Genomic DNA, 26,091 nt, shown 5'->3' on the forward strand with positions numbered 1-26,091 from the left:
CTCATTGAACCTTGAAGGCGTCGTGGCAGTCCTTGCAGGACTTGCTCGCAGCGCCGTATGCGGCCTTCAAGGCACTCGTGTCCCCTGTTGCCACGGCCGCCTTCAGCTTGCCCACCTCCACGATGGAGGCATCACCAAGCTGTTTGAAGCGGGCGCTGTCCTTCCAGATTTCCGGCTTGGCCTTCGTTCCCTTGTCCGTTCCAGCGGGGAAGTTCTCACCAACGATGCGGCTCAGTACCTCCAGCGTCTCGGCACTCAGTTGCAGGCCTGGCTTGTCCATCGGCCAGTCCCCCTTGATGGTTGCGTTGATACGGGCCATCTGCTGACCCATCAGGTAGTAAGCCGATTGCCGTGCCTTGATTGCCTTCTCAGGAGCGATCTGCGGAGGGCCGGCAAGCACTGGTGCAGCGCTTAAAGCAAGCGCAAGTGCGGTGGGAAGAGCTTTGGAAAGCCAGGGGTGGGTGAAGTTGGTCATGCTGCGACGCTTGATTTCTTGATGCTGCACACCGTGTCGTACCAGGACTGCATACCGACCAACGGTGACGGATTGATGGGGAGGATGGCGTTGATGTTGACCCCGTTGCCGCGCCCGCCCAGCCGCTTGTCCCACCAGAGGCCATGCGCGAGATCGTCGAACTGAGCGGCGTCGCCCATCCCCTTCGCGGTTTGCGCCTGGCCTAGTTCGGCAAGCGCTTGATCGCGCGGCGCACGGCGGCCTTGAGTGGCCCGGCCGCCGAACTCCCAGCCCAGAGAGTTGGAGACGGCGACGACTCGCGGATGAATCGCCTCGGTCACGAAGACGCGGACCTTGGCGCTCCCGACTCGCTGTTCCGTGTCTGAGCCTCGGAACGCCTTGTCGCCCTGCGGGCCGGACTTGGGCCGATAGGTTGTGAGCTCGACCCACTCTCCGCTTCGAACGCCCACAAGTCGCGCTGTCTCCGGGTGGATCCACATCGGGTTGTCGTGAACGATCTCGGACAGGTACTTCTGCGAAGCCGTGCGCCCTTGCGTGTGCACGTTCCACTTGAACGTTGTCAGGATGAAGCGGTCCTTGCCAAGTCCCACATGCCAGGGCACCTGGGCGAACGACGGCATGCCGTCGTCATGCATCCCGAGGCCGCCTGCGACCTTCTCTACTTCGGGTGCATAAACCTCGAACTTGCGCGACGGCGTGGCAAAGCCTCGAAGCGCCTCACCCATGACCATGACACCGATCGCGCGGTCCTTACCGGCTGCATCGGGCTTCAAGATCACGCCAGATTTTTCATCCACGCGCGACCCTGCCACTTGCTCAGCGCTTAACTTGCGGCGGTACACCTCGTACGCCTTCGGCTTTGAGGTGTCGACGTAGACGCCGTAGTGCTTGATGTAGTCGAAGCCCGACGCGAACGTTTTGCCGTCCGGCCCAAGCTTCGGGAGCAGCGAGCACTGGTGGCGCACGAAATCTTCGTGCGAGCCGTAGGCGAAGAACTTGGCCTGGTTGGGCCCGAGGCGCTTGCCGATCTCGATCAAAGAGTCTGGGAAGCTCTTTGCTTCGCCCGGAGGCGTGACCATCGGTTGCCGCAGCGTCACGTAGTGCTGCAGCTCGAGGTTGTTGCGAATGTCCAAGCCCCAGCGCTCGAGGTACGTGGCGTCCGGAAGGATCATGTCGGCGTAGTGCGCCATCTCGGAGTAAATGATGTCCGAGCAGGCGTGAAACGGAATCAGCGCCTCGTTCTTGAGTACGTCGACAGTCTTCGAGCGACCTTCGGGCCAGGTCATGGGCGAGACGATGGTGTAGCTGAGGTAGACCTCCAGCTTCGCGCGCCCTTGTTCGAGATAGTCATAGACGATCTGACTGACCTTCATCTTCTGCCAGCGGTTGGCCAGCGGCCACTCGGGCGGGTCTTCCAGGTCAGTGCGAATCTTCGGGGCCGAGGGAACCGGCTGCGGCTGCGGGTAACGCTGCGGCGAGAGCTTTTCCTCTAGCCCATAGCAGTAGCCGCCCGGGCGGCCGACAGAGCCCACCAGGGCATTCAGCATGACAACCGCGCGCTCGGCGTTGAAGCCGTTGTAGTGCGCGCCGGTGCCCCGATTGGTAAAGGCAGCAGCCGTCGGTGCTGCCTTAGCGAATTCCCTGGCCAAGCGCTCGATATCTTTGGCCGATACGCCACTCAGTTGCTCTGCCCACTTCGGCGTACAGGTCGATAGCCATTCCCGGATCCGAGATTCACCCGGCTGAACGAGATCGGCCATGAACTGCCTGTCGTGCAGGTTGTCGCGCAGGATCACGTGACCCATGGCGAGGGCTATTGCACCTTCGGTGCCGGGAAACGGCTTGAACCACTCGTCGCTGCGCCCAGCCGTGTTCGACATGCGCACGTCGAACGTCACCAGCTTCGCACCATGGTCGAAACGCGCCTTCACGACTCGTTTGACGAAGTGGAGTCCGCCTTGGTGCGCCTCGTAGAAGTTCGAGCCGAAGTTCAAGAAGTACCGGCAGCGTTCTGCGTCGATCGATTCCCAGTCGGTATCGCCAAGGCTGACGTAGTTGGCAGCGCGCTTGTTCGATGAACAGATGGAGCGATGGTTGAGCAGGACCGGGGAGCCGATGGCGTTCAGGAACCGGTTGAACTCCGACTCGTATCTTGAGCGCCCCTGGTGGATCGCTACCCATTCAGGATGACCCGCATCGATGCACTTGCGAATGCGTGCCGCGATCTCCTCGTGCGCCTCGTCCCAGGTGATGCGCTTCCAGAGACCCTCACCCCGTGCGCCGACTCGCTTGAGCGGGTAGAGCAAGCGCTCGGGGTACGAGTTGATGGTCGGCCCGCTCTGACCCTTGGCACAGGTCATGAAGTTGCCCATGTTCGGGTCGAGCGGATTGCCGCGGATCTTCACTACCTTGTTGTCGACGACGAAGCCTTCAATGCCGCACACGGTCGAGCAGTTGAGGCACACGCTCTTGACCCGCTTGGCTGTGCGGTAGTCGGTTCTTTGCTTGCGCGGATTGCCCGCGGCATTGAGCTTGTAGCTCAGCGGCTCAAGTTCAGCGGTGGAGGCTGCGGCCGGCTGTGGCGACAAAAGGATGGTCTCACCCACGGCGAGCGTGGCGAGCGCACCCATGCCTGACTTGACGAACTGTCTGCGTTGCATGGCGTCCTCCGTCAGGCCTTCTTCTTGCCGGTGCCGTAGTCGGATGTCAGCTGCGACCACGTATCGACCTCGTACGTGAAGGGATCGTGATTACGTCCCTTGGGCAACTTCTTTTCCATCTCGCGTGGCACCACCTTGCCGAGGCCGCGGTACTTCACGCTCGGCTTCGTCCCCTCCTGGGGCTTCAGCACGGACAGCTCAGCGCCGTGCTTGGCCTGCATTTGCCTGACCTTGCTGTTGGGATCGTTCAAGTCGCCGAACGCGAAAACCTCGGCGGGACAGACCTCAACACAGGCTGGGTCCATGCCGACCTCAAGGCGGTGACTGCACCAGTCGCACTTATCCGCGACTTCCGCCACCGGGTCGATGTGAATCGCGCCGTAGGGACAGGCTGAGATGCAGTCGCCCGACTTGTCGCACGTCGAGGCGTCGATGCGAACAACTCCGTCAGCGCCGCGCGAGATCGAGGTAGTGGGGCACGCCTTGATGCAAGGAGCGTCTTCGCATTGCATACAAAGTGTGGGCAGGAAGGCCCGCTTGAGCGCAGGTCGTCCGACGGCGTTTTTCCCCTTGTGGTCGTAGTAATAGACCTTGGTTCGAAAGTTGCCGAGAGAGACCGAGTTCTCGACCTTGCAAGCCACGGAACAGGCGTGGCAACCGATACAGCGCTCGAGATCGATCGCCATGCCCCACTTGGGCGGCGACGTGTCTTGTTTCGTGTCCACACCTGCTCCCTGTTGTTGTCAGTCGATCAGAAAACGATGACTTTGTCGGCCCACAGGGTCCAGGTGGTCAGCTCATCCATCGTGCCGCGATGCGTGCCATCGGTGAGTTCAACCTCGGCCATGCCGCGTGCATCCATGCAGGTGCCGCAAACGCCGACCTCGCCATTGCGGCGGGTGACCATGCCCAGCATGTCTTCGACCTTGTAGTAGCCGGCCGGGACCTTTTGCGCGCCCTTGGCGCACAGCGCGCTGTCGCCCATCAGGAAGATGCGGACTTCTTCGCCTTCGCGCTTGGCCACAGCGCCCGCCAGGCGAAGGCCGTTGTACGTACGCTCGCTGCCGTAGGGAGCGTCATTGAAGATGAACAGGTGCTTCATGGTTTTCCTCTGATCAGAATGAATAGCGCCCGAGGACGTAGACGTTGGAGTCGTCCCTGAGCATGCCGAAACGGGTATCGGACCTGCCGTTAAATACGTTGGCCCCTCCCTCGATGGCCCAGCCATCGGCTGGGCTCCAACTCACGAAGGGGTTGAAGTGCGAGTCGCCTTCATCTCCCCCGAAAACTTGTGCGCCACCGCGGACGGTCTGCTGCGCCCACTGGCCTTGGATCCGCAGGTGGACCATGGCGGCGGTGCGCCGCGTGGGCCGAACGCCGGGTGCCAGCGAAGCGAGGTAATCACTCCGCGAGAGCGGGGCTTCCAGCTGCAATTGAATAGACGCGGTCATGTCTTGAAGCAGCTCGCGCGAGTAGCCTCCAAGCACCTTGACGGCCGACCCGTAGAAGTAGCGGCTCACCGAGCTACCTGTGACCTCTTGCGCATCACGCAGGGCAACTTCGGCCCACGCCAGGCCGTTCGCCGCATTTCCGGTCAGGCTTGCTCCGAGGTGCGACGTCAAGGGGCGCTCGAATTGCAGTCCAGCAGGCGTCGCCAGGTATCGCCGTTCGCGGCTCGAGTACCGCCCGGCATAAGCCGCCCAGTCCACACCACTCGAATGTCCCGACCACCGCGAGGCAACGTCCGCCCGGTCGTCGGCGTCGTCTTTGTCGAGCGCTGCTGCAGACATGGCGGAGGCGAGGAAGCGGTCACCGCGGGGAGGCGTGTCGCCTCGTGACCGTGAAAGGACTGCCTCCAGATCACCGCCGCCAAGCCGCCAAGAGACCTTAGCCGCGTCAACGGGTTGCTTCATGCGGTCGATGCCGCCGCCGGTGAAGAACGAGTCGTAGTTCTTGGGGAAGATGTCGTTGACGTAGAGATAGTCACTCACGCCCCAGGTCACCACCTGCCGACCGAGTTTGAGGCTCACGCGGTCAGACGGTGCGAGGTCTGCGAATGCTTCGCGCAGTTGAATCCGATCCTTGCCAATCGCCGCGTCGCGCCAGCCTTCGACCCGCAACGTGGTGCTGGCTCGACTGCCGAACCGGCGCTCATGCAACAGTTCGCCGCTCACCTCGTTCACCATGCTGCTGCACGGCATTGACGGAGCACACGCGGTCGCAGCTTTGGCCCGTTGGGCGTGCCGCAGCTGCACGAACCCGGTGAGATCGGCTTGTGCAGGAACGGAGACAGCCGTCACCGCTGCGGCGAAGAGGACTCGGCCGAGAGTCATGGAGCCAGCGTCGGCGGATTGCGGAGGCTGCGTTCACTGAAGACGTCGTCCGGCAGGCCTGCGTCGTAGCGGATCGACTTGAACGCCACCTCGGTACGGTGGCCGGTCTGCGCGTTCGTCATCGTGCGCGTCGTCACCGTCCAGTAACCGCCGATCTCTTCGACCTTTTCAGCCTTGAACGTGCGTTGCAGCTTGCCCTCGGAGTCGTAGTACTCCTCCTTGAGCGGCAGCCAGCGCTCGCGGTCCACCCACGTCAAGCGCCGGGCATAGCTCGCCGCGGCCTTGGGGCGGCTCTCGACCACGTAAGTGGGCCGGTCACCTGCGGTTTCCTGGCGGACCAGCGAATGCTGTTCTTCCTCGAGGTCACGGCCTGAGATGTCTTCGTAGGTGAAGTCGGAGCCAACGAAGGATGAGCGCTTGTCGTCGGCTGCCACACGCTTGACGGCCTTCAGAGCCGGGATGTACAGCCAGCGGTCGTCTTCCTTCTTGGCGTACTTCCAGACAAGGAAGCCCATGCCTCGCACGTCTGCGGGGGCGTCGAAGGTGATGAGGTAACGCTGGTCGCCAGCCGTACCTGCATTGACGCGCCACATGTTCATGGCGCGTTCCCGTTGGGAGCCCTGAGCGTTGATCAGACGCATGGTCACCTTGCCCTGGAAGTCCTTGCCCGATTGGTAGAAGGCTGCCAGTTGCTTTTGAACGATCTGTTCCGCCGAGGGCGCGGTCTGTGCATGAACTCCGGTGGCCAGGAAGGCCATCGTCCACGCGAGCTTTCGAATCATTGGAGGTGCTCCGGTTCAGAGTCGGAAGGTTTTGATGAGGGCGGGCAGCAGCGTCAGTGACGCCAATGCGCTGAGCGTCATCATGGAAACGATGAATGCACCGACGGTCACGTAGGGCGTCAGCGGAGCTGCCAACATCACCGAGAACGCCACAGCAAACATCAAGGCGTTGCGAACGATTCCCTTGCCAGGCCACTCGACCACCCACTTGAGCGCGGCGACGCGCTCGTCATCCGTGAGGGCCCGCCCGATGGCCGCCTTAGTGGCCGCCTGCCGGTAGCGACTGACGAAGTGGATGGCAAAGTCGACTGCCATGCCCAGTGACAGGCACGCCAGCACGGCGACGGGCATGTCCACCGACTTGCCTGCCCAGCCGAGCGCGCCAAAGATCGCCATGACAGTGACGAGGAGCGGCACGTAAGCGACGAGTGCCCATTTGAGCGAGCGGAAGTCAAGAGCCAGGACGGCGAACACCACGGCCAGGGCAATCGCGAAACCGAGCACCATGTCCTTGAGCACTTCCTGGTTCCACACCAGGTTGAAATGCGCTGGCCCCGCCGCTTGGACCTTCAAGCCGAGCTTGTGCTCGCGGGCAAAGGTGTCGACACGATCTTCCAGCCGCTTCATCGCCTGCGCGTCTCCGCTGCGGAGTTGCAGCAGCACATTGGCACGCTGGTATTCGTAGTCCACCACGCGGTTGAGGTCGCTGGGCCGCGATCCCATCGAGAACGCCAGCAGGTACTGCCCGACCGTGTCAGCATCGCGCGGAAGCACTTCCGCTTCTGCGGCGTTGCCGTTGAGGACCCGGTTGATGCGCTTGAGGTAGTCGACCAGGGAGAGGCTGGTGCCGACCAACTCCTGCTTCAACAGATCGGCCTGCAGCGCCTCGATCGCTTTGAGCAGCTCAGGATCTTTGATGCCATCCGGACGACCCGAGTCCACGACGAGGCTGGCAGGCATTGCGCCGCCCATCTCTCGGCTAAAGAGCGCGTCAGCTTGACGCACCTCGCTGCTCTCCTTGAACCAGCGCAACATGTTGTTGTCGACGATCAAGCGGGACATCCCGGTGGCGCTGAAAGCGACCAAGACCATCGCGCCGATGACGATGAGCCCAGAGCGAGGCACAGCCCAAGCCGCAAGCCACGCTGTCAGGCGAGACAGCGGATCATTCTTCGGCTGCTCGCTTGGAAGCGGGACCAGCATCAAGCAGGCTGGGACCAGGTAGAAGCTCAGCAGGCGCAAGACGATCGTGCCGAGCACGATGATGCCGCCGAACACCTTGACGGGGATGACCGTCATGAACAGCAGGACGGCGAACCCCAATGCCGTAGCGAGCGCGGTGTAGCGCACTGGACGTGCCACCGCATCGATGGTTTGCCGTACCACTTCGGCGCGGTTCATGCCCGAGCGATAGCGCTGGAAAAACTCGTTGAAGATGTGGATGCTGTCCGTGGCAATGGCCATCAGGAACACCGGCGCCATCGAGCTCATGATGTGAACCGGGAAGCCGAGCGCAATGCCCGCCCCCATTGACACCATGATGCTGACCATGGCCGTCAACATCATCACGCCCGCAAGCCACCAGCTGCGGAACATCCAATACATCAGCGCCATCATCAGCGCACCTGCGATGGGCGCAAAGATGCCCATCAGCTTGAACATCTCGGCGCCAAACAGGTCACGGGCCACCGGGTCGCCCGTGATGAATACTTCATCCGGACCGAAGTTGCTGAGCGCTGCGCGACGGATGTCGTTGGCGAGCTGAGCGCCGTCCGTGTTCTTCTGCAGCGGCACGTAGATCGCGGTGGTCTTCTCGTCGCGCGAGATCAAGCGATCGACAAACAGCGTGCTCTCGAACAACTGTTGGCGCAGGCTTTTGATTGCCGCGGCATCCGCTGGGGCATCCGCCAGCAGCGGCGCAATGCGCATGGAATCACCATCGGCTGTGACGTTGTCCACCGTGAAGAGGGACGTGACGTCGCCTTTGACCACACCTGGCAGGGCAACCACTTGGGCGCTCAACTTGCGCAACTTGGCCAAGCTGTCTGGGTCAAGCACACCATTGGAGGGGCGCAGGGCAACGACGATCGTGTCCTCATGCAACCCAAACCGTTGGTCGACCTGATCGTTCCAGACGCGCACAGGTGCGTCCGGGGGCAGCATGTTCTTCGGGTTGGTGTCGATCTTCGCCCAGGGGAAGGCCGCACCGAACAGCATCGCAATCAGCACGCACACGACGATCGTCAGCCAGGGGCGTTCGATCCCCAGGCTGGTCAGGCGTCCGGTGCGTTGCATTGGCAGGTACTCGCTGGAAATGGCACTCATCGCTGCCGGTCCTCAATACATTTTGTTGAGCCAGAACTTCTCGAAGAGAACCTTGCCGACGTGATTCCAAGGGCCCGGCATGGCCAGGCGCACGTCGGGGTTCGGTTCGGCGTAGAAGTTGCCCGCACCGCGGCCGGCCATGAAGCCACCCATCTCGACGAAGCACTGTCCGTGACCCTCATAACGGTGTGTCGCCTCTCGACCCTCGAGCTCCGCCAGGATGTTTCGGGCCGCAGCCTCTGCTTGCCCGTGAGCAAAGACGCCCGCTTTCGGCAGCGCCTTCCCGTTTGCCAGTGGAATACCGACACAGTCGCCCACGGCGTAGACGCCGGGGTACTTCGTCTTCATCGTGTTGCGATCCACCGGCAGCCAGGCGCCGGCCGCTGCCATGCCGGCGTCGACGAGCAGTTGCGGGACGCTGTGCTTGGGCACATACGCAAGATGGTCGAACTCGGCAGTTGAGTCTCCGAAGTCCAGCCGGCCTTTGGCGTCCAGCCCCTTGATCGTGTGCTTCGGGTGATAGGCAATGCCCTTGTGCTTGAGCATCTCGACCATCTGGCCTGACACCTTCTCGCCGGCCACGGGCATCGGACCTGGTTCGGGCGTGTAGATTGACACCTGGGTGCCGGAGCCGCCCCGCTTCACGCGCGACTGCCAAAGCATGGCCGCCTCATACGGAGACGCCGGGCACTTGAACGGCATCGAGCAAACCAGGACGGCGATCCGCTTGCCAGCGGGCTTCGTGCCCAGCCGGTCGATCGCGGCGGCTCCTTCCGCGCTGAATATGTTGTGCCCGACAGCGGCGACGCTTTCCAGCCCATTCATGTGCGTGGAAGCGCCCAGCGCGATCAACAGGCGGTCGGCATGCACTTGGCCAGCGTCTGTTTTGACGGTGAGCGTCGAGGGATCGATGCTCAAGACCTTCGCCTTCAAGAACTCGATGCCCTTGCGTCGCACTCGTGCGATCGGCACGGTGATCTCGGGCAGCTTCCGCTTGCCAGACAACACCCACAGGTATGACGGCGAGAACTCGTACTGGTCGGTCTGATCGATGAGCAGCACCTCGTGCTTGCCCTTGCCCAGCTTGACGAGTTCGTTGGCCGCCGCGATGCCGCCGATGCCGGCGCCGAGAATGACAATCTTGCTCATGCGTTTCCTGTTGCAGAGGCGCGATCAGGCAAGCTTGAGAACTCGAGTTTCTTCTCGTAGATCACGCTGCTGCCGGAGACCCGCTCCACGCGGGGCTCAGTAAAGAAGTTCTCAAGGCCACCCTTGCTGTCGGGGACCATCTGGATGTCACGGCCGCGGCTGAGCATCACGCGGTCTTCGTCAATCGCGCCGAAGAAGTAGTCGCGCTTCTCAGGGTGGCGGGAAGCTTCGGAGACGTCTGCCGGCACCCAGCCGAGGCCGGGAACAAGGAAGCGCGTCCAACAGTGGTAGCCGCACTTGAAGTGCGTGATGTCTCCACCATCCATGTCTGCAGGGAACGCCGCGCCGATCTCGAACTCGCAGGCAATGCCGCAGCACCGCAAGATCGCCAGGAAGAGCGTGTGGAAGTCGGTGCAGTTGCCGCGACCCATGGAACAAGCCCACTCGGTGTCCCCCGCGCCCCAGCCTTCACCCGACTTGTCGTAAGTCATCGTCGCGAGCACGTGGTCATAGGCGGCGCGCGCAACGTCCAATATGTCTTTACGGCCAACCTGGATTTCCTTGGCCGCTGACACGATGTCTGGCAGGAAACGGATCTTTCTCGTCTCGGCCAGTTGCGCTTGGAGCAAGTGAGGATCGAGCACAGCCAGCGCGCGGCGCGACTGCTCGAGATCGACCTTCCACTCTCGCCGCTCAACGACCGCCCGATATGCGACATGGGCCGGCCCGCCGCCTTGTCCCGAGGACACCGCATGCAGGATGGGGTTGCCGAATACCGGATCGAAACGAACCTCGGTCTGCATGGTCGAGTCGGACACCAGGTCGAGCACTTCCTGATGCGACGTCGATGCCGGCAACGGCATCCAGATGTGGATGGGGTCGCCTTCGTCCCGTGGCTCGGGAATGGCGACGTGGTAATGCAGCTCGATGGTGCGGGATGCGCTCATGACCGTTCCTCTCTCTTACTTGAGCAGGCCCGTCGAGCGCGCCACTTGTTCGATCACGTCGAAATCTTTGGGGTCGGCCCGCACGAACTTCTTCGCGCCCTGGATGTCGAGCACCTTGTTGTCGAGCGCTTTCGATGCGTCGAGCGTGAGGAAGGCGTTGGCGAACTTCTGAACGACGGCAGGAGGCAGGTCCTTGCGTGCGGCCCAGACATAGTCAACATACGGCGGCGTGGTCCAGACCACCTTGACCTTGGAGACGTCGACCTTCTCCTGGTCGACCATGCGGTTCCAGACCTCGATATTCAGTGCGCCGCCTTGAACCTTGCCGGACTCGACCATCTTGGCCGTCGCGTCATGCGCACCGCTGTAGATGGGCTGGCCGGCAAAGTCTTTCTCGGGATCGATGTTGAAAGAGGTCTTCAGGAAGTGGCGGGGGAACAGGTGCCCAGAAGTCGAGCTCTTGGAGCCGAACGAAAAGGTCTTGCCCTTCATCTCTTCGGGCTTGGTAATGCCCGACGCAGCGCTGGCAATGAAGACGCTCTTGAACTCGCGGTCGATGTCGCGCATCACCACGGGCTGAGCGCCCGCCAGCACCCGGGCTTGCACGAAGGTGAAGCCGCCGAGCCAGGCGAAGTCGATCTTGCCGGCCGACAACGCCGAAACGGCTGCGCCGTAGTCCACGACCGGCACGTACTGCACCTTGACCCCCAGGTGCTTCTCCAGGTGCTCCAGCAGTGGCTGGAACTTGCGCTGGAGTTCTGTGGGGTTCTCATCGGGAATGCCCGACAAGCGGATCACGTTCTGGCCGAACGACGACAGGCTCACGGCGGCAAGACACGCGGCCAGCAAACACTTGAACTTGGAAATCATGGTTCTCTCCTGGACAGTTGAAGATCAATGGGGTTGAGGTAGGGCGTCCAGCGGCATGGGCTCGCTTTCGAGCAGCCAGTCGCGGGCATCGCCGTCGTGAATCCACTGCGAGGCGTCCTCGCCGGAATCGCACGGCGTCAGTTCGTAGACGTAGTGGCTTGTGCCGAGCTCGGCGACACGCCGGGCAATCACCGCACGGGCATCCGGACGGATGCCGGCGGAACGCCCCTGTGCGGTGAGACGGAAGCACTGTCCTTCGGGGACAAGTTCGGCGGTTTGCACCACCAGCCGCTCTCGGCTCGCCTCGACGATCCGCTCGATGCCGAACAACTGAGTGCCGAACTGCATGGGAATCGTCACCGGCGGAACTGCGACTTCCTCGATGGCCGCTTCGGACAGCGACTTGGAGGACGACTGATTCGTCTGTCCGTGGTCCGACCTCAGAATTGCGCCGCGGATGCGGTCGCCCACGGTGTCGACCACAGTCACGAGCACCACCATCGTGACGAGCAACAGCATGAGGTCCTGCAGATGGAACAGGCTGATGGCCGTGTTTAGCGCGTCGCCGATGCCGCCTGCGCCGACGAAACCGACCATTGCCGTGGCGCGAACGTTGACCTCGAACCGGTACAGCGTGAAAGCCGCCAGGCGGGCGCGCACCTGAGGTAGCACGCCGAACAGGAAGGTGCCCAGGCGCCCTGCGGCCATGGCCTGCAATGCAGCGGGTGGGCCTCCTTCAACCTCTTCAAGCACGTCCGAATACAGACGGCCGAGCACCCCCGCGTTGTGGACTGCAATGGCCAAGATGCCAGCGAGCGGTCCAGCGCCGACCCATACGACGAAGACCAGCGCAAGCGTGAGCTCGGGCATCGCCCGTGTCACCTGCAGGAAGGCTCGGCTGAAGCCTTGCGCAGCTCGCAGAAAGAGCCCGCTCAGACCGCTGATGCGCACGGGGTCCGGCAAATAGCTGCCAGTGGTCAGCGCGGTCGCCGAGAGAGGCGCCAGAAGGAAGGCGACCACCGCGGACAGCACCGTCGCAATCCAGGCCATCGCCAGCGTGTCGACCACCTGGCTTGCCGCGTTGCGGATGAAGTCCCACTGCACCGGAGCGCTCTCGGCCACCATGATGGCGCCGGCCGGATTGACCAAGTCCGACCACGGCAGGTCAAGGAACCCGATGGAGGCAGCTGTTCCGAGGCCTGCAGCGACGAACGTGTACCACCCGGGCGAGCGGCGGAGCCAAGCGCTCAGCAGTTCGAGCGCGATGACAAAAGCCAGCACCGCCAGCAACGCAGTGGCGAGCTTGTCGTACTGAAAGTAGCGGATCGCCAGCGCGATTTCGCTGCCCAGGCCACCGGCACCCACCACGCCCAGGATCGTGCCGCTGCGGATGTTGCATTCCAATCGGAACAGCGCGTATGCAATCCACTGGCGCGCGACCTGCGGAATGACCGAGAAAAGCAGGATGGCCGTCCGCCCCGCGCCTGAGGCACGCATGGCAAGCACGGTGCGCGGGTCCACAGACTCGGCGAGCTCCGAGTACAGCTTGCCAATCGAGCCGCCCACGGTCAGGCCGATGGCGAGGATGGCGGGAATCGCTCCAAGGCCGAAGACCCGCACGAAGATGTAGGCCCAAACGATCTCGGGTATCGACCGGAAGAAGGCCAGCACCCATCGACCAAGCAGGCGTCCAATCTCGAACGCGTAGCGAATCGCCGGCGGCGCACGGCGCGGCGGCTGCGGCAGGTCAGGAACGCGGATCGTGCCGAACGCCAGGGCAGCGCCGATCACGACCGCCAACACCGTGCCCATGATCCCGATGAACAGGCTCTCCAACGAGAGTTGGCCGATGCGCAGCAGGAAGTCGGACGACAGATCCGGGTTGGCAAACCCCGAAAGGATTGCCAAGGCATTGCTCAGGCCGTCAGCATCCGCCAGCTTGCTCGCGTCGGCACCGACGTACTCGATTGCGATCGCTGTGAGCAACGCGATGCCGCCCCACAGTCCGAAGCGGCGATATTCGCCGCGGCGGTCAATGGCGTTCATCGCTTCCCTCGTACAGGCGTTGCAGCATGGCCGCGCTCACATCGGCCGGCTCCAGATCGAAGACGACTTGGCCATCGCGGAGGCCCACGACGCGTGTGCAGTCGTTGCGGACGATGTCGAACCAGTGAGTGCAAAACACCAGGGAGACGTTGCGGCGCTTGGCCATGTCGACGATCTGCTGGGTGACCGAGCGCGCGGTATTGGGGTCGAGTGACGCGGTCGGTTCGTCCGCCAGCAGAATCTGCGGATTCGCAATCAGCGCGCGTGCGATCGCAACGCGCTGCATTTGGCCCCCGCTCAAATCGCCGGCCCGCGTCCACTGGAAGTTGGCGATCCCCAACTGCTCGAGCATGTCGCGGACGCGGTCCTTCTCGACTGTCATCAGGCTTGCGCGCAGCGCCTGGTACCAGGGCCAATGGGAGAGGAGCCCCGACACCACGTTGTGGTGTACCGTGGCCTGAGGCACGAGCAAGCTTTGCTGCTCAACGATCCGGCATCCCGACCGATAACCCTGCAATGCGCGCCAGGACAATTTCTCCAGGTTGCAGCCGTCGACCTGCACGCTGCCCTCCGTGGCGCGAAGGGCTCCGGCCATGATCCGAATCAACGTCGACTTGCCACCGCCGCTGGGCCCGATCAACGCGACCCGATCGCTGGGACGCAGATCGAGGTTGATGTTTCGTAGAGTCGATTTCGCACCCCACGACTTTCCGACCGCGCGCAGCGACACCCCTGGCGTCTGACTGACTGCCACCATGCTTCTCTCCCCTGGACGATTTGGAATGGGCACCGGGTGCCCGGCGAGCCGACTTCAGGTCGGCACATGTCGTGTGATGCGCCGCCGCCCCAACCAGCTCCTCAGCAGAAATTGCAACTAAGCGTTACCATCACCCCTGTGATATGGTGAACAATTAATCAATTAATCCGTTGATTAGGATCATGCCGGAAATTTCTGCGGTGTCAATGCGTGAGTGCAAGACCGAACTGTTCGAACAGTTCGCCCGAGTGGCCAAGGCGCTTGCCAGTGGCGTGAGACTGGAGGTCCTGGATCTGCTTGCTCAGAAGGAGTACAGCGTCGAGGCACTTGCCGACATGCTCGGCCAATCGCTGCAGAACATGTCACGCCACTTGCAGGTACTGAAACAAGCGAAGCTCGTGACGACGCGGAAGGACGGGAACTTCGTTCACTACCGCCTGACCGATCCGGACGTTTCCGACTTGGTGTTGCGGTTGCAGGCTCTATCGCATAAGCACCTGTCGGAGGTGGATGAGGTGCTGGAGCGCTTTCGATCACATGCCGCTGAATTCGAGGCGATCCAGCTCGACGAGCTGATGAGACGAGCCCGCGCGGGCGAGATCTATGTGCTCGATGTGCGTCCCCCGGGCGAATTCGCCAGTGGTCATCTGCCGAGCGCACACAACGTGCCGTTGATGCAGCTAGAAAAGCGCGTCAACGAGTTGCCAGCGGACAGACCGGTGGTCGCCTATTGCCGTGGTCGCTACTGTCTGCTGGCGTATGCCGCCGTCGACCTGCTTCAGTCGAAGGGCTTCAACGCCCAGCGGCTCAGTGAAGGCGTGATCGACTGGAAGCTGCGTCGGATGGCGCTTGACGACGGAGCGTCGGACGTGACCTGAACGCGAAGCTCAGCGGCTCACCCGGACTGAGGGCGTGCCGGCCTCTATCCTTCCGATCACGGCGGCCCCGGAGAACCCCTGCGATCGAAAGGTAGACAGTACCTCGCTGACGCTCTCTCCGGCGCATGTCACGAGCAAGCCGCCACTTGTCTGAGGATCGGTGAGCAGCACACGCTGCCAGTCCTGCAGCGTTTCGTGAAGCACAACGTCCGACGAGTAGCTCGCCCAGTTGCGAGCAGAAGCACCCGTGGCGAGACCAGCCCGCGCGAGCCCGGCGGCCGATGAAATGAGGGGTATCTGCTGCATGTCGATGGCAGCCGCCAGGGACGAGCCCCGAGCGATCTCCAGCAGGTGGCCTAGGAGGCCGAAGCCGGTCACGTCGGTCATTGCGTGCACGCCTTCGAGGGCGCCCAGTGAGACACCCACGCGGTTGAGTTGCGTCGTGTGACGCAACATGTCCTCGTACCCGGACGCGTCGAGTTGCCGCTTCTTCAGCGCCGCCGACAGCACCCCTACGCCGAGCGGCTTGCCGAGAACGATGGCATCACCTGCCTGCGCGTCCCTGTTCCGCCGAACACGTGACGGATGCACAAGGCCCAGAACCACCAGGCCGTAGATGGGCTCGAGCACGTCGATCGAGTGCCCACCTGCGATCGGAATGCCCGCTTCACGGCAGATGCTGGCACCCCCTTCGAGGATCTGGCCGATGACGTCGAGTGGCAGTTTGTCCAGCGGCATGCCAACCAAGGCCAGCGCCATGATCGGCGTGCCGCCCATGGCGTAGACGTCCGAGATCGCGTTCGTCGCAGCGATACGGCCGAAGTCGCGCGGGTCATCGACAATCGGCGTGAAGAAGTCGGTGGTGGCCACCAGTGCCTGGTGCTCGTTGAGCTGGTAGACGGCGGCGTCATCGGCCGTTTCAGTGCCAACCATCAGCGCGGTCGGGATGAGCCCTTGAGGGGCCCTCGACAGGATTTCAGCGAGCACGCCCGGCGCGATCTTGCAGCCGCAGCCACCCCCGTGAGAGAACTCAGTCAGGCGAATCGTCGGTTGGGTCATCCCTGAAGTTTGAATCAAAACCCGACCGCCACGGCCCACCACAGTCCATGAGCTTCAAGCCCACCACCGTTGCCGACCTGGGCGCTTTCTCTGAACTGATCGATGCGCGCTCGCCTGCCGAATACGCCGCGGACCACGTCCCCGGCGCGATCAATTGCCCCGTGCTCGATGACGAAGAGCGACGCATTGTCGGCACCACCTACGTCCAGACCTCGGCCTTCGAGGCAAGGAAACTAGGTGGCGCGATGGTCGCGCGAAATATCGCCGCCCACCTGGACGCGCGTTTTCGCGAGAAGCCGCGAGATTGGCGTCCCCTCGTGTACTGCTGGCGAGGCGGTATGCGCAGCGGTAGCTTCGTGACGTGGCTACGGCTTGTCGGCTGGGACGCGCAACAACTGCAAGGCGGCTACAAGAGTTGGCGTGCGCATGTGATCAGCGTGATCGCCGAGCGTGCTCCCCAGTTGCAGATTCGGCTGCTGTGCGGACCGACTGGCAGTGCCAAGACGAAGCTGCTCTCGGCGCTTCAGCGTGTCGGCGAGCAGGTCCTGGACCTGGAGGATCTGGCAGCGCATCGAGGCTCCGTGCTGGGCGAGGTGCCTGGCCGGCCTCAACCGACGCAGAAGGCGTTCGAGACAGCGCTTGCGCAACGCCTCGCAGGCTTCGACATGTCGCGACCGGTTTGGGTCGAGGATGAGAGCCGTCGGATCGGCCGCATCGCCTTGCCGGACCCCTTGCTTCATCGCATGCGCGCGAGCCGAGTTCTTGAAGTGCGGGCCACGCCCGAAGCCCGGCTGGCTCATTTGCTCGAGGAGTACGCATGGTTGGGGCAGGACCGTGAGGGCCTCGCCGGCAAGCTTGGAACCCTGAGCACGGTGGTGTCAAAAGAACGCCTTACGCAGTGGCAGGCAATGGCTCGCGAAGGCAACCTGCCAGACCTCTTTGCGGATCTCATGGCATACCACTATGACCCGCTCTATCTGCGTTCTCAAGGCCGTCTTCTCCAGGCATCCAACAACCCTGAGTCAGTCGATGTTGATGACTTGTCTGCGCAAGGGTTGGAAGCAGTAGCCGACCGCCTCACACAATCGCGCTAGACCCCGACCCATAGGAGCTGACCGTTCCGAGGCGAGCCTCACCCGACTTGGCTCTACAGGTAGCTGAGCGCGAGTGGCACTTGGAAGGCGCAATGCGCGGCGGAGTAGACGTTCGTGGAACGCGTCCCCGTATCGCAAAAGAGCGGCGCCATCGAGTCCGGGTAGGTAGACGTGTCAGGGTCCTTTCACTCGATTGAGGATCAGTGCCATGTCCGAGGGATTGGGGAGCGACTTGAACGGGCTTATGTTGCTTCCGCCGGTGTTGCCTGTGGGCACCCAGCCGATGGCGGTCTTCGTTGCTGCGCCAATGACCCGCACCAGCTGGCCACAAACCTCGCGAGCTACGCGGTTGCGCAGTGCCCACAGCAGCATCCTCACATGTACCCGCACATGCTGCACGGTCGAGGCCTGACCGAGCACGTGGGCACGCTCAAGATGACGGAAGGCGCTGTCCGGTCCGCCGGCGGCATCGGCTGCAGCCAGCTCCTTGTCGACGTGCGGACGAATTTGGCTTCCAAAACGGCTCATGACAAGAATCCTTTCGACGATGACTGCTGGACCGCAAAGCTCGGTCCATTGGAGGCGACGAGCAGTCTCGAGCCTATGGCGTTGAACTGATCTCCATGCCGCCATTTAAAACCCTGTAGTAGGTGCAGAGTCAAGGGGGGGCCGGAGATGCGCTCATTGAGTTCTGTGAGTTGGCGCAGGAGACCGGGAACTCCGCTCCTAACGCTCCTCTTTTGCGAGCGCGAGGGTCTGTCGCTCGCTCCAGCGCGCGCAGAGTCGAATTGCCGCATCTGCAGACTTGAGCACATCGAGCGGCTAGGCATCTAGTGCGCTACTCAGCAACGCAAGTCGCGCCATCAGGGGGACATAGCCCTCAGAGCTCTTGTAAGCGCAGGCCCGGGCATCGATGTCTACGCCCAACCGAACGCAGAGTTCCTTTTGAGATCTGCTTTTCCAGCGCCTCAATGTGAGGGCGTGTAGGTCTTGTCTCGTGATGCCGCGCGACGCAAGCGCTGTGAGCTTTTGCTGGATGACATGAGGCCTTAACTCCGGGGCTTCCTGCTTGAGAGCGCGGAACGACAGGTCCAATAGTGACCAGTATGCGTGCGGGTGTCCGGTCAACGGCGCCGTATCCAGCAGGTCCGTGAAACCCTTGCATCTGCTTCCGCAATATAGGCATTCGTCGGAGGCGGTTTGCCAGATTAGCAACTGGGGCTTTTGACAGCTGCCGCACGATGCGCAAGCTGCCTGCAACGGCACGCGATGCTCCGCGCAATGGCGTGCAAAAGGCCATTGATGGTGCAGTCTCCAATGGGCAATGCCGTACTTCTTCAAGTCCGAATCAACGCACATCGGGCAGCGTCGCAACGCCGGGGACTCGATCACGTCGCGCTGGGCAAACTGGTTGAGGCAATGAAAGGCGAGCGTCGTATTCGACCGCTGCCTGTTTCGCATGGTGAGCGCGTCCTCTTGCGTGAGCATGGACGAGAACAGCGGAAGTTGGCTGTGCTCGTCGAGCAGGGCGTCCGCTGTGATGCGGCCGCCGAAGAACCGTTCGCTCAGTTGATCCGCGCCCCAACCAAACAAATGGCGATGCTGGCTCGGCGCCTCGATTGACTCGTTGGCGGACAGCGCCGTCAATCGACGCTCCCGCAGGCACCACGCGTTAATGACGGAAAGGGTTGTCGCGAAGGGTGGAACGATGAAGGGTGCCATGAAAGCTCGCAGGGATTTGTTGAATCCCGAGCTTCCCCAATCGCACCTTCGCTCGAAGCGCCTTTTCCGCTTGTTCTATCGCTGCCCGAGAAGGCGCCCCCATCAATAGAGCGGGCGACTCAGACCCAAAAGTCTCCTCAAGCGATCGAACTTCGCTCCCCAGCTGGCCCGACCCTTTTCTTCTTCCGCATCCGCATCTTCTTCGGCTGCGTCCAGCAGGTCGGCGACATAGTCGTCAAGCATGTCGTGCAGACAGCGACGAACCACGTGTTGCTCGACTCCGCTGCTGATCAAACTGGTCAACTCCTGTGCTGACTGCATTGCCCACGCAAACTTGTCGCGGTCATGGAGGTCCCAGAGTGCTTCGTTGCAAAGGGCGCTGCTTTTCGCCTCTTGCACTAGCGACTTCTGAATCTCCGCCATTAACGCCTCAGCCTCGAGCAGAGACTTCGCACGTGGCTCCCTGAAAGGCTTCGGCGCGTCGGCAGCCGCAGTTGAAGTGCTATCGCTGCGTTGACCGCCGCCGAGCACCAACCAGTCTTCGACGATTGCGGAGTTCGTAGTCGCCCCTACGCCAGAGCGCTTGTTGGCCGCTCGCAGTCCAGCTAAGGCCGCTTTCGCTTCGGACGTGAGATAGAGCATCACCGCCCAGCGTTCCGGGCGCGTCGGGTCTGCCAGCCCGCGATTGAGGTGGCGCTCGTCGAAGTCCTGCTTTCGCTGCTTCGCAGACTTGGATGTGCTTTCCGAAAGCCCATCACCCCTAGCTACGGGCGTCCCTTTCAAGGTGCATTCCTAACCTGGTCGCTTTCGTTATTAATAACGCGGAACCTCCCAAACACAGGTTTTCTACCCTTCTGGCAAGCGAGTTCCGTAAGCCCTGGCGTCTTACGCATCTGCGGATGCCTCCGGTGCTGGGGCCGCTGACTTCAATGGCGCAATGTCGACGGAAGTCATTCCCATCGCACGCGAGACCCGGATGAAAAACGCGAACGAAAACCGACCACGGTTCACCTTGTTGATGAGCGTCTGTACGGATTCAGTGGGACCGTCTTCGACCGAGGCCAGGACTGCCGCCAGACGCTTAAAGGTGAACCCTCGCCGGACCATTTCAGCTTTCAGGATCCTCTTTGCCTCATCTGCAAACGGTTCCGAATCCTTGCCTGTCTGGGCCTCGATAACCGGCACTTTCGGTCGATCAGCGCTCATCGACACAGGGTAGTGAGAACAAAGTCACAGCCAAGCATGTAAACCACATTCAGTTTATTGAACTGCTGTTCGATGTAAACGCACGCCTAATGCGAAGCGGGAGGCGTTCGTTCGACTTCAAGCCGATGACCTAAGGGAGGTCCTAGATGACGGATCGTGAAAAGTGGAAGCCTAACCAAACGCAAGAGGCACACGTCGAAAACCTGTTCGTTGAACTGCGCACACCAACGGCAGGACAGGTCTTCGTTCGCAATGCAATCGCAAACGCACCAAGCCGGCCAGTGAGCAACCGCCGTGGGAACGCCATGTTCAAGTTTATGAGCAGGAAGAACGCTCGCGTGCTTGAACTGGAAAGCCGAAGCGGAGAGTTTCCGCAGGCGGTGCTGCTCGAAGAGGACGACGACGTTGTTCTTTGGCTCTGCCAAGCGCCTAAAGAAACGTTGAGCCTCAAAGATGCAGAAGGCAATCGTGTCGGGGTCACGGGCTACTACCTGGACTTCTTGGTCGTAAGGCGAGGCCGACTCGTCGGCATCGAAGTGCGGGACGAAGCAGTGCTCTACAAGCGGCATCTGGAGAACCCACACCAGTTCTGGCTCGACATGGAAAGCGATCAATGGCACTACCGGGCAGCGGAAGAGCACTTCGCGGAACTCGGCATCGAATTCGAGGTGATTGCCAACCGCCAGATCGACAGTGTGTATGTGAATAACTTGCGGTTCCTCGAGGACTTCCTCCTTGAAGGTGCGCCTGAGGTGGATGCCGACGTTCTGACGCGGCTCAATAACCGCCTTAAAGAGGCCAAGCGCGTTTCATACATCGACGCTCTCAAGGCCGGATTCACTGCCGACCAACTGCTCTATGCGATCGCCCACCGACACGCATACGTCGACTGGCGAACGGATCGCATCGATCAATACGAAAGCTTGTCCCTGTACGCAAGCCCGGAAGTTCGAGCGGTCTACAGAATTCAAGAGCTGAAGGACCTCGCGCCGATCGAACCCATCCCAGGGTCCATGTTCCTGCGCACAGGTGCCCGGCTCGAGTTCGGCGGAAAGGTGTACCACGTGGTCCTCTGCGGGGAACGAGACGTTCAACTTCGAGACGAGCTCGGTTGCTTCCGTACCTTCGACCTTGACATGCTGAAGAGCATGCATGCCAAAACCAACCTGAAGGTCGACGGGTGCATGCCTGGTGAGGGTCCTCGCGAGCTGGCGAACTGTTCTGAGAAACAGTTGGCCGACGCCCTGCGCCGCCTCAATGCTTTGCAAACGAATGACACGACGCACTACTCACAACGCAGCCTGAGTCGCTTCGCCAATCTCACCAGGGGCATCACTGGCCAGCTGCCGCAGCTACTCGCACTCGTCGACGAAACACCGAGCAGGGGGAATCGAGAGCCCCGCTACAACGAACGGGACGAAGAGATGGTCAAACGCGCCGTCGAGGAGAAGTACAACAGGGCGGAAGCCAGTACCAAGACGGCCGCCTTCGTTCGATACGGCGAGCTCTGCAATGAGGCCGATCTAAACGAGAGCGACAAGCCAAAGGTGCGCCGTGTGTCGTTCACGACCTTCTGTCGGCGGGTCGATCAACTGAAGGACGATCGTGCGCGACACGGTAAGCGAGTGGCGTATCAACGCGCTGCAATCGTGTCGACGGCTCACGACGCATACCCCGTGCATGGCGCCATACCTCATGAGGTCTGCTACATCGACCACACCAACCTGAATCTCGCAACGATCAGTGGCGATGGGTCACGCACACCCCTTCACAAGCCCTGGATTTCAGTGGCACAGGACGGCTGCACAACACAAGCACGAGCTTTGATCATGACCTACGACCCACCGTCGACCACGACGGTGCTGCTCGTCCTTCGTGACTACGTCAGACGCAACAAGCGGCTTCCCAAAACTCTCTCACTTGACAACGCCAAAGAGTTTCGCGGCAAGGGACTGCAGAGCTTCTGCCAGCTCTACGGCATTCACCTGCGCTTCAGACCGCCCGGACAGCCGCGCGGAGGAGCTCCTATCGAGAGCTTGCAAGGCGCGATCGAAAAGGAGGTTCTGTCGCAAATGACGGGCAACACCATTCAGCTGAAAGATCCCCGACTTGTCACGAAGTCGGTCAATGGCTTCAACCATGCCGAGCACTCGCTGGCCAGCGCGTACGGCCTGATCGAGTCCTACCTGTTCGTCACGCGCGAGACGCGGGTCCATCCTGTACTGGGCGTGTCACCTGCAGAGTATGAGAGCCAGCGCACTGCTGTCGCCGGAAACAGAGAACATGTGTTCATCCGGTACGACGAGAACCTGCTCCTCGCGACGAGCCCATTCGCAAAGCGCGTTGAACATTCAGTGTGTCATCGGCGCGGCGTGTGGGTCGACAACATGTGGTACCGGCACTCCAAACTGCGCGGCCTCAGCAAAGGGGCAAAGGTACGTGTTCGCATCGAGCCGTTCCTGGCGCGCGTCGTCTATGTGGAAGTCAAAGGAAGGTGGTACGCCGCCGTGGGGACCAACTCGCGCAACTTGGACGGCCGCACGGCTCGAGAGGTGCAGATCGCTTCGCGAGCGAAGCTCAAGGCCGCAGGGACTTCTGCGCGGAAAGCTCGCCTTGCCGGAAAGACAGAAGACGGGTCGCCGAGATCCTTTGCCCCCGAAGACTTCGATCCACGCCTCGCCATTCAGCAGATGGAAACCAAGGGCGTCCTCTCGGCCAACGACCTGCTCGGCGCCATCCTTCCTGATGAATCCGAGCTGAACGGCGACGAGCCACTGGCCTTCGATCGCAAGCCATTCATGCTGCCCGAGCGCCAGTCTGCGACGCCGGCACTGGGGTTGGATCAAACCATGCAACTCTTTGCTAAGGCTCAGGCGGCCAACGAGGCCGCTGCTGGCTTCGTCGCCGCCCCCGCCGAAGCCGGAGGCCAAGCAGAAGCTCCGAAGGCCCGAGTGCTGAAAGGATTCATGTAATGGCGCGCACGCTGACAGTCGCAGCTACAGACGAGGTCGTCCAGCAGGCAACGCGGATTCAACTGACGCCGGAGGATGAGCAACTCAGCATGCTGACCCGGGAGCACGTCCTCCAACTTCCGGCACACATGAGGCTTCGATGGTTTCACTTGATGCGAGTTTCGCATCGCGAACTGATGAGAGTGGTAGACGACGTATACGAGCTTCTGCAAGACGACAACCAGGTGAGCATCGTGGCCCTCTTAGGCTTTTCAGGAGTGGGCAAAACCACAGTCGCCTCGGCGATTTGCACGCAACAAGACGACCGCTTCGAGAAGGAGATTGAAGCGGGGCACACACCCGTTCTCTATGTGGAAGCTCCCGCAAACGGGGAGAAGTCGCTTTCATGGCGGGTGCTCTACCAACGCATCCTTCGCGCGGGTGGCGTATCGGCTCCTCCGTCTATGCGCGCGGCAACTCTGAAGGATGGGTGGCTGACCGCTTCATGGGGTCGTGCCACTGTCGCGGAACTGCGCGAAGGGGTAGAGACGATGGTGCGTCAGCGCGGCGTCCGGGTCCTGATCATTGACGAAGCACTGCACTTGCTTCGATTCAGCATGTACGACGCCATCATGGATACGCTCAAGAACATCGCGGACATACCCGGTCTGAAGCTTGTGCTGATCGGGGCATATCCGGTCGCCGATCTGCTCGAGCGCTATGGGCAGGTCGTTCGCCGTACAGAGATCGTCCACTTCCAGCCTTACGTCCGGCCGGACGCGAAGGGCGGCACGAGGCAAGCTCAGCCAATTCCCTCTGCCCCGGTTGGCTCAGGGCCCAGCACGGATGCGTACGAGTTCTACTCCGCCCTGAAGAGGAGTCTGGAGGTCTGGCCCTGCAAGGATGTCCCCAATCTGCTGCCTTTCTGGTGGCAGCTCATGGACACCTGTTTGGGCTCTATTGGCCTTCTCAAGATGCTGTTGCTTCGTCTTGCCGCACAGCAGTTGCACGCGCCGTCAGAAGTGTTTACTCCGCAAATGCTGGCTAAAGCCGGGAAGAGCGAGAAGGCACTCAAAAAGTTGCGGGAGGAGTTGGAGTCTGGGCAGCAGGATCTGAAGAATGGCTGCTACGGTGAGTCGAGATTGCAGCGGGAGTACGGAGATCTATTCCAGTCACTGATACCAGCCAATGTGGCTCATCCTCGTCAACCCGCCGGAGCTGCTGCGCATGCATGACGCCGGTCTTCTGCGAATAAGAAGTCGAAAGTACACGCCGCCCGCCTTGTACCCGCTTGAGCCGCGGGGCGTCGGCACGGCTGATGTGGAGAGCCTGTACGGCTACATGCTAAGTCTTGCAGGCGAGCACTGCATGGCGCCTCGGGCACTGGGTGACCGGTTGGCTGAACTGCCTGCTTGGCATCAGCTCGGCCACTCGTCAGGGAAGTACTGGGACACCTGTCAAGGAGCAGACCTGGTGGGCGTATCGAACGTCGCGAAGCGTTGGGCAAACTTGCTGCAAGCTGCCACCGGGGTTCAGACGCTACAGGGCTCCACTCTCGCAGCGTTGGGGCCCTTCGTGTGTGGCATTGGGCTCATTGCTGCCGAACCACGCGTCTGCTTGCCGTGTTTGGCCGAGGATGCGGAAGGTGAAAGGTTGCCCTACGAGCGGCTCTGGTGGCGGATCGCAGCCGCGAAGTGTTGCCCCACGCACAAGACGTTCCTCGTGGTGCCGAAGTGTCATCAACAGGCCGCACACCGACGGCTGCTGATTCCTAAGCGATCCGGCGTCTGCTCGACATGCGGTTCCGTCGCGCACGCTTGCCACAGGGCTCCTGAATGTTCGCCTCCCACCAAGACGCAGCTCTGGATTTCAGGTCAGATTCGTCGACTTGTTGGTGAGCTGCCAACGCTGGCGACGACAACCAATGCACACATGAAAGATCAGCTCACTCACTACTGTGCAGAAGGAGACGGGCAAAGCGCACTTGCGAAGCGGGTGAATATGACGAAATCACAGATGAGCCACTGGCTTCGCAAACCCAACGCCAAAACATCCCTTGGTCAGTTGCTCGACATCGCACTGGTGGAACGATTTGATCTGACAGAGCTGCTCCGCGGGAAGCTGAAGCGGACCGACGGAGGCAGTGACGAACCGGAGGCGATCTTGGACGCCAAGGTCTCGAACGATGAGTCAGCAGTCGATCGGAGCCCTTTGCGGAAGAGCAAACGGACCCGTTGGGTCGACCATCACGCACTGCGGTTGCGGCTCCACGCCGCTGTCAGCGACGGAGAAAACGCCTCTGAGGTCGCTCAGGAGGCCGGGGTCGATATCTCCACGGTCGCCCGGCACCGGGACCTCTACCTCCAACTGCGCAGCCAAACGATGGCCAAGCGAAGCGCAGCTGACACCGAACGCCGGAAACAGGCCGTGGAGGAGGCGGAGAACGTAGTGGCCACTCTTGCCGAAGCAGGGCTTACGCCCTCGCTGCGCGCAGCGTCAGAACTCACCGGCTCCAAGTGGTATCCGGCACAGCTACGTGCGCTAGCGCTGGCGGTACTACGTATCCAGCTTAACGATTGCCGCGTTGCTGTCCCTCCGAGGCTCTCAGCAACCAGCAACGAATATCGAGGAATGCTGGAGTGCAGCGCTCGCCGGCTGCGAGAGCGCCTGGGCTACTCGGATGTGAGGCCGGCCTGGCCAGAGCTGCTCAAGCAGCTTCCTGAGAACCAGCGCGCTCTAAACCGATTCAATGCGGATCCCGACATCAAGCAAAACGGGGCACAACCGCCGTTATTTGCTTAACTTGTCAGCGTCGGGCCGATCGGGCGAGGGCCGCC

General features: G+C 61.7%; 22 protein-coding genes. 5 read left to right on the plus strand and 17 right to left on the minus strand.

The features are described from left to right. Nucleotide 1: 1 nt before the first annotated feature. The 12 genes from AC1KAT_RS19285 to AC1KAT_RS19340 are packed head-to-tail and all read right to left on the minus strand — an operon-like array spanning nucleotide 2 to nucleotide 14,344. Nucleotides 2–475, minus strand: coding sequence for a c-type cytochrome (locus AC1KAT_RS19285; protein ID WP_480328611.1), 474 nt, complete (start codon nucleotides 473–475; stop codon nucleotides 2–4). Next, nucleotides 472–3,135 (minus strand): molybdopterin-containing oxidoreductase family protein, encoded by a 2,664-nt coding sequence (locus AC1KAT_RS19290; RefSeq protein WP_480328612.1) that lies wholly within the window; start codon nucleotides 3,133–3,135, stop codon nucleotides 472–474. Before AC1KAT_RS19290 ends, AC1KAT_RS19285 begins: the two co-directional genes overlap by 4 nt. A gap of 11 nt (nucleotides 3,136–3,146) precedes the next feature. Beyond that, the gene (locus AC1KAT_RS19295; protein ID WP_480328613.1) at nucleotides 3,147–3,860 is read right to left on the minus strand and encodes a 4Fe-4S dicluster domain-containing protein; all 714 of its coding nucleotides are present in this window, start codon (nucleotides 3,858–3,860) and stop codon (nucleotides 3,147–3,149) included. Between the two features lie 26 nt (nucleotides 3,861–3,886). Continuing rightward, nucleotides 3,887–4,237, minus strand: coding sequence for a DsrE/DsrF/TusD sulfur relay family protein (locus AC1KAT_RS19300; RefSeq protein ID WP_480328614.1), 351 nt, complete (start codon nucleotides 4,235–4,237; stop codon nucleotides 3,887–3,889). Nucleotides 4,238–4,250: 13 nt separating this feature from the next. Then, complete coding sequence (locus AC1KAT_RS19305) at nucleotides 4,251–5,468, minus strand: hypothetical protein (RefSeq protein ID WP_480328615.1); 1,218 nt, start codon at nucleotides 5,466–5,468, stop codon at nucleotides 4,251–4,253. Next, entirely contained in the window at nucleotides 5,465–6,250 is a 786-nt protein-coding gene (locus tag AC1KAT_RS19310) for an outer membrane lipoprotein-sorting protein (RefSeq protein WP_480328616.1), read from the minus strand. Before AC1KAT_RS19310 ends, AC1KAT_RS19305 begins: the two co-directional genes overlap by 4 nt. 15 nt (nucleotides 6,251–6,265) lie before the next feature. Beyond that, on the minus strand, nucleotides 6,266–8,575 hold the full coding sequence (locus tag AC1KAT_RS19315; protein WP_480328617.1) for an efflux RND transporter permease subunit: 2,310 nt from the start codon (nucleotides 8,573–8,575) through the stop codon (nucleotides 6,266–6,268). Nucleotides 8,576–8,587: 12 nt separating this feature from the next. Then, nucleotides 8,588–9,724 (minus strand): NAD(P)/FAD-dependent oxidoreductase, encoded by a 1,137-nt coding sequence (locus AC1KAT_RS19320; protein WP_480328618.1) that lies wholly within the window; start codon nucleotides 9,722–9,724, stop codon nucleotides 8,588–8,590. Next, the gene (locus tag AC1KAT_RS19325) at nucleotides 9,721–10,671 is read right to left on the minus strand and encodes a transglutaminase-like domain-containing protein (protein ID WP_480328619.1); all 951 of its coding nucleotides are present in this window, start codon (nucleotides 10,669–10,671) and stop codon (nucleotides 9,721–9,723) included. The genes AC1KAT_RS19320 and AC1KAT_RS19325 overlap by 4 nt, the downstream gene beginning before the upstream one ends. A 15-nt stretch (nucleotides 10,672–10,686) precedes the next feature. After that, entirely contained in the window at nucleotides 10,687–11,541 is an 855-nt protein-coding gene (locus tag AC1KAT_RS19330) for a putative selenate ABC transporter substrate-binding protein (RefSeq protein WP_480328620.1), read from the minus strand. A 24-nt stretch (nucleotides 11,542–11,565) separates the two neighbouring features. After that, the gene (locus tag AC1KAT_RS19335; protein WP_480328621.1) at nucleotides 11,566–13,587 is read right to left on the minus strand and encodes a PhnE/PtxC family ABC transporter permease; all 2,022 of its coding nucleotides are present in this window, start codon (nucleotides 13,585–13,587) and stop codon (nucleotides 11,566–11,568) included. After that, nucleotides 13,574–14,344, minus strand: coding sequence for a phosphonate ABC transporter ATP-binding protein (locus AC1KAT_RS19340; protein ID WP_480328622.1), 771 nt, complete (start codon nucleotides 14,342–14,344; stop codon nucleotides 13,574–13,576). The genes AC1KAT_RS19335 and AC1KAT_RS19340 overlap by 14 nt, the downstream gene beginning before the upstream one ends. Nucleotides 14,345–14,526: 182 nt before the next feature. On the opposite strand from AC1KAT_RS19340, the gene AC1KAT_RS19345 reads away from it, so the two are divergent. Beyond that, nucleotides 14,527–15,222: an ArsR/SmtB family transcription factor gene (locus tag AC1KAT_RS19345; RefSeq protein WP_480328623.1), complete on the plus strand. Its 696-nt coding sequence runs from the start codon at nucleotides 14,527–14,529 to the stop codon at nucleotides 15,220–15,222. A gap of 9 nt (nucleotides 15,223–15,231) precedes the next feature. Here the strand turns inward: AC1KAT_RS19345 and selD are convergent, their stop codons facing one another. Further along, complete coding sequence (gene selD, locus AC1KAT_RS19350) at nucleotides 15,232–16,281, minus strand: selenide, water dikinase SelD (RefSeq protein WP_480328624.1); 1,050 nt, start codon at nucleotides 16,279–16,281, stop codon at nucleotides 15,232–15,234. Between the two features lie 47 nt (nucleotides 16,282–16,328). On the opposite strand from selD, the gene mnmH reads away from it, so the two are divergent. Next, nucleotides 16,329–17,375 carry a tRNA 2-selenouridine(34) synthase MnmH gene (gene mnmH / locus AC1KAT_RS19355; protein ID WP_480328625.1) on the plus strand — a complete coding sequence of 349 codons (1,047 nt, stop codon included), beginning with the start codon at nucleotides 16,329–16,331 and terminating at the stop codon, nucleotides 17,373–17,375. 174 nt (nucleotides 17,376–17,549) lie between these two features. Here the strand turns inward: mnmH and AC1KAT_RS19360 are convergent, their stop codons facing one another. The 4 genes from AC1KAT_RS19360 to AC1KAT_RS19375 form a co-directional block, all read right to left on the minus strand. Then, a complete protein-coding gene (locus AC1KAT_RS19360; protein WP_480328626.1) occupies nucleotides 17,550–17,903 on the minus strand; it encodes a DUF3703 domain-containing protein in 354 nt (117 codons plus the stop codon). Nucleotides 17,904–18,197: 294 nt separating this feature from the next. Continuing rightward, complete coding sequence (locus AC1KAT_RS19365; RefSeq protein ID WP_480328627.1) at nucleotides 18,198–19,097, minus strand: TniQ family protein; 900 nt, start codon at nucleotides 19,095–19,097, stop codon at nucleotides 18,198–18,200. Between the two features lie 102 nt (nucleotides 19,098–19,199). After that, nucleotides 19,200–19,880, minus strand: coding sequence for a hypothetical protein (locus tag AC1KAT_RS19370; RefSeq protein ID WP_480328628.1), 681 nt, complete (start codon nucleotides 19,878–19,880; stop codon nucleotides 19,200–19,202). A 102-nt stretch (nucleotides 19,881–19,982) separates the two neighbouring features. Then, the gene (locus AC1KAT_RS19375) at nucleotides 19,983–20,303 is read right to left on the minus strand and encodes a DUF6471 domain-containing protein (RefSeq protein WP_480328629.1); all 321 of its coding nucleotides are present in this window, start codon (nucleotides 20,301–20,303) and stop codon (nucleotides 19,983–19,985) included. A 146-nt stretch (nucleotides 20,304–20,449) separates the two neighbouring features. On the opposite strand from AC1KAT_RS19375, the gene AC1KAT_RS19380 reads away from it, so the two are divergent. From AC1KAT_RS19380 to AC1KAT_RS19390, 3 genes are read left to right on the plus strand one after another with little or no spacing between them, the layout of a single operon-like run. Next, complete coding sequence (locus tag AC1KAT_RS19380; protein WP_480328630.1) at nucleotides 20,450–23,275, plus strand: hypothetical protein; 2,826 nt, start codon at nucleotides 20,450–20,452, stop codon at nucleotides 23,273–23,275. Continuing rightward, nucleotides 23,275–24,489, plus strand: coding sequence for an AAA family ATPase (locus tag AC1KAT_RS19385; RefSeq protein ID WP_480328631.1), 1,215 nt, complete (start codon nucleotides 23,275–23,277; stop codon nucleotides 24,487–24,489). Before AC1KAT_RS19380 ends, AC1KAT_RS19385 begins: the two co-directional genes overlap by 1 nt. Then, nucleotides 24,443–26,056, plus strand: a complete 1,614-nt coding sequence (locus AC1KAT_RS19390) for a TniQ family protein (RefSeq protein ID WP_480328632.1) — start codon at nucleotides 24,443–24,445, stop codon at nucleotides 26,054–26,056. Before AC1KAT_RS19385 ends, AC1KAT_RS19390 begins: the two co-directional genes overlap by 47 nt. Nucleotides 26,057–26,091: the final 35 nt, after the last annotated feature.

This window comes from Piscinibacter sp. PDB5-1, assembly GCF_056676035.1.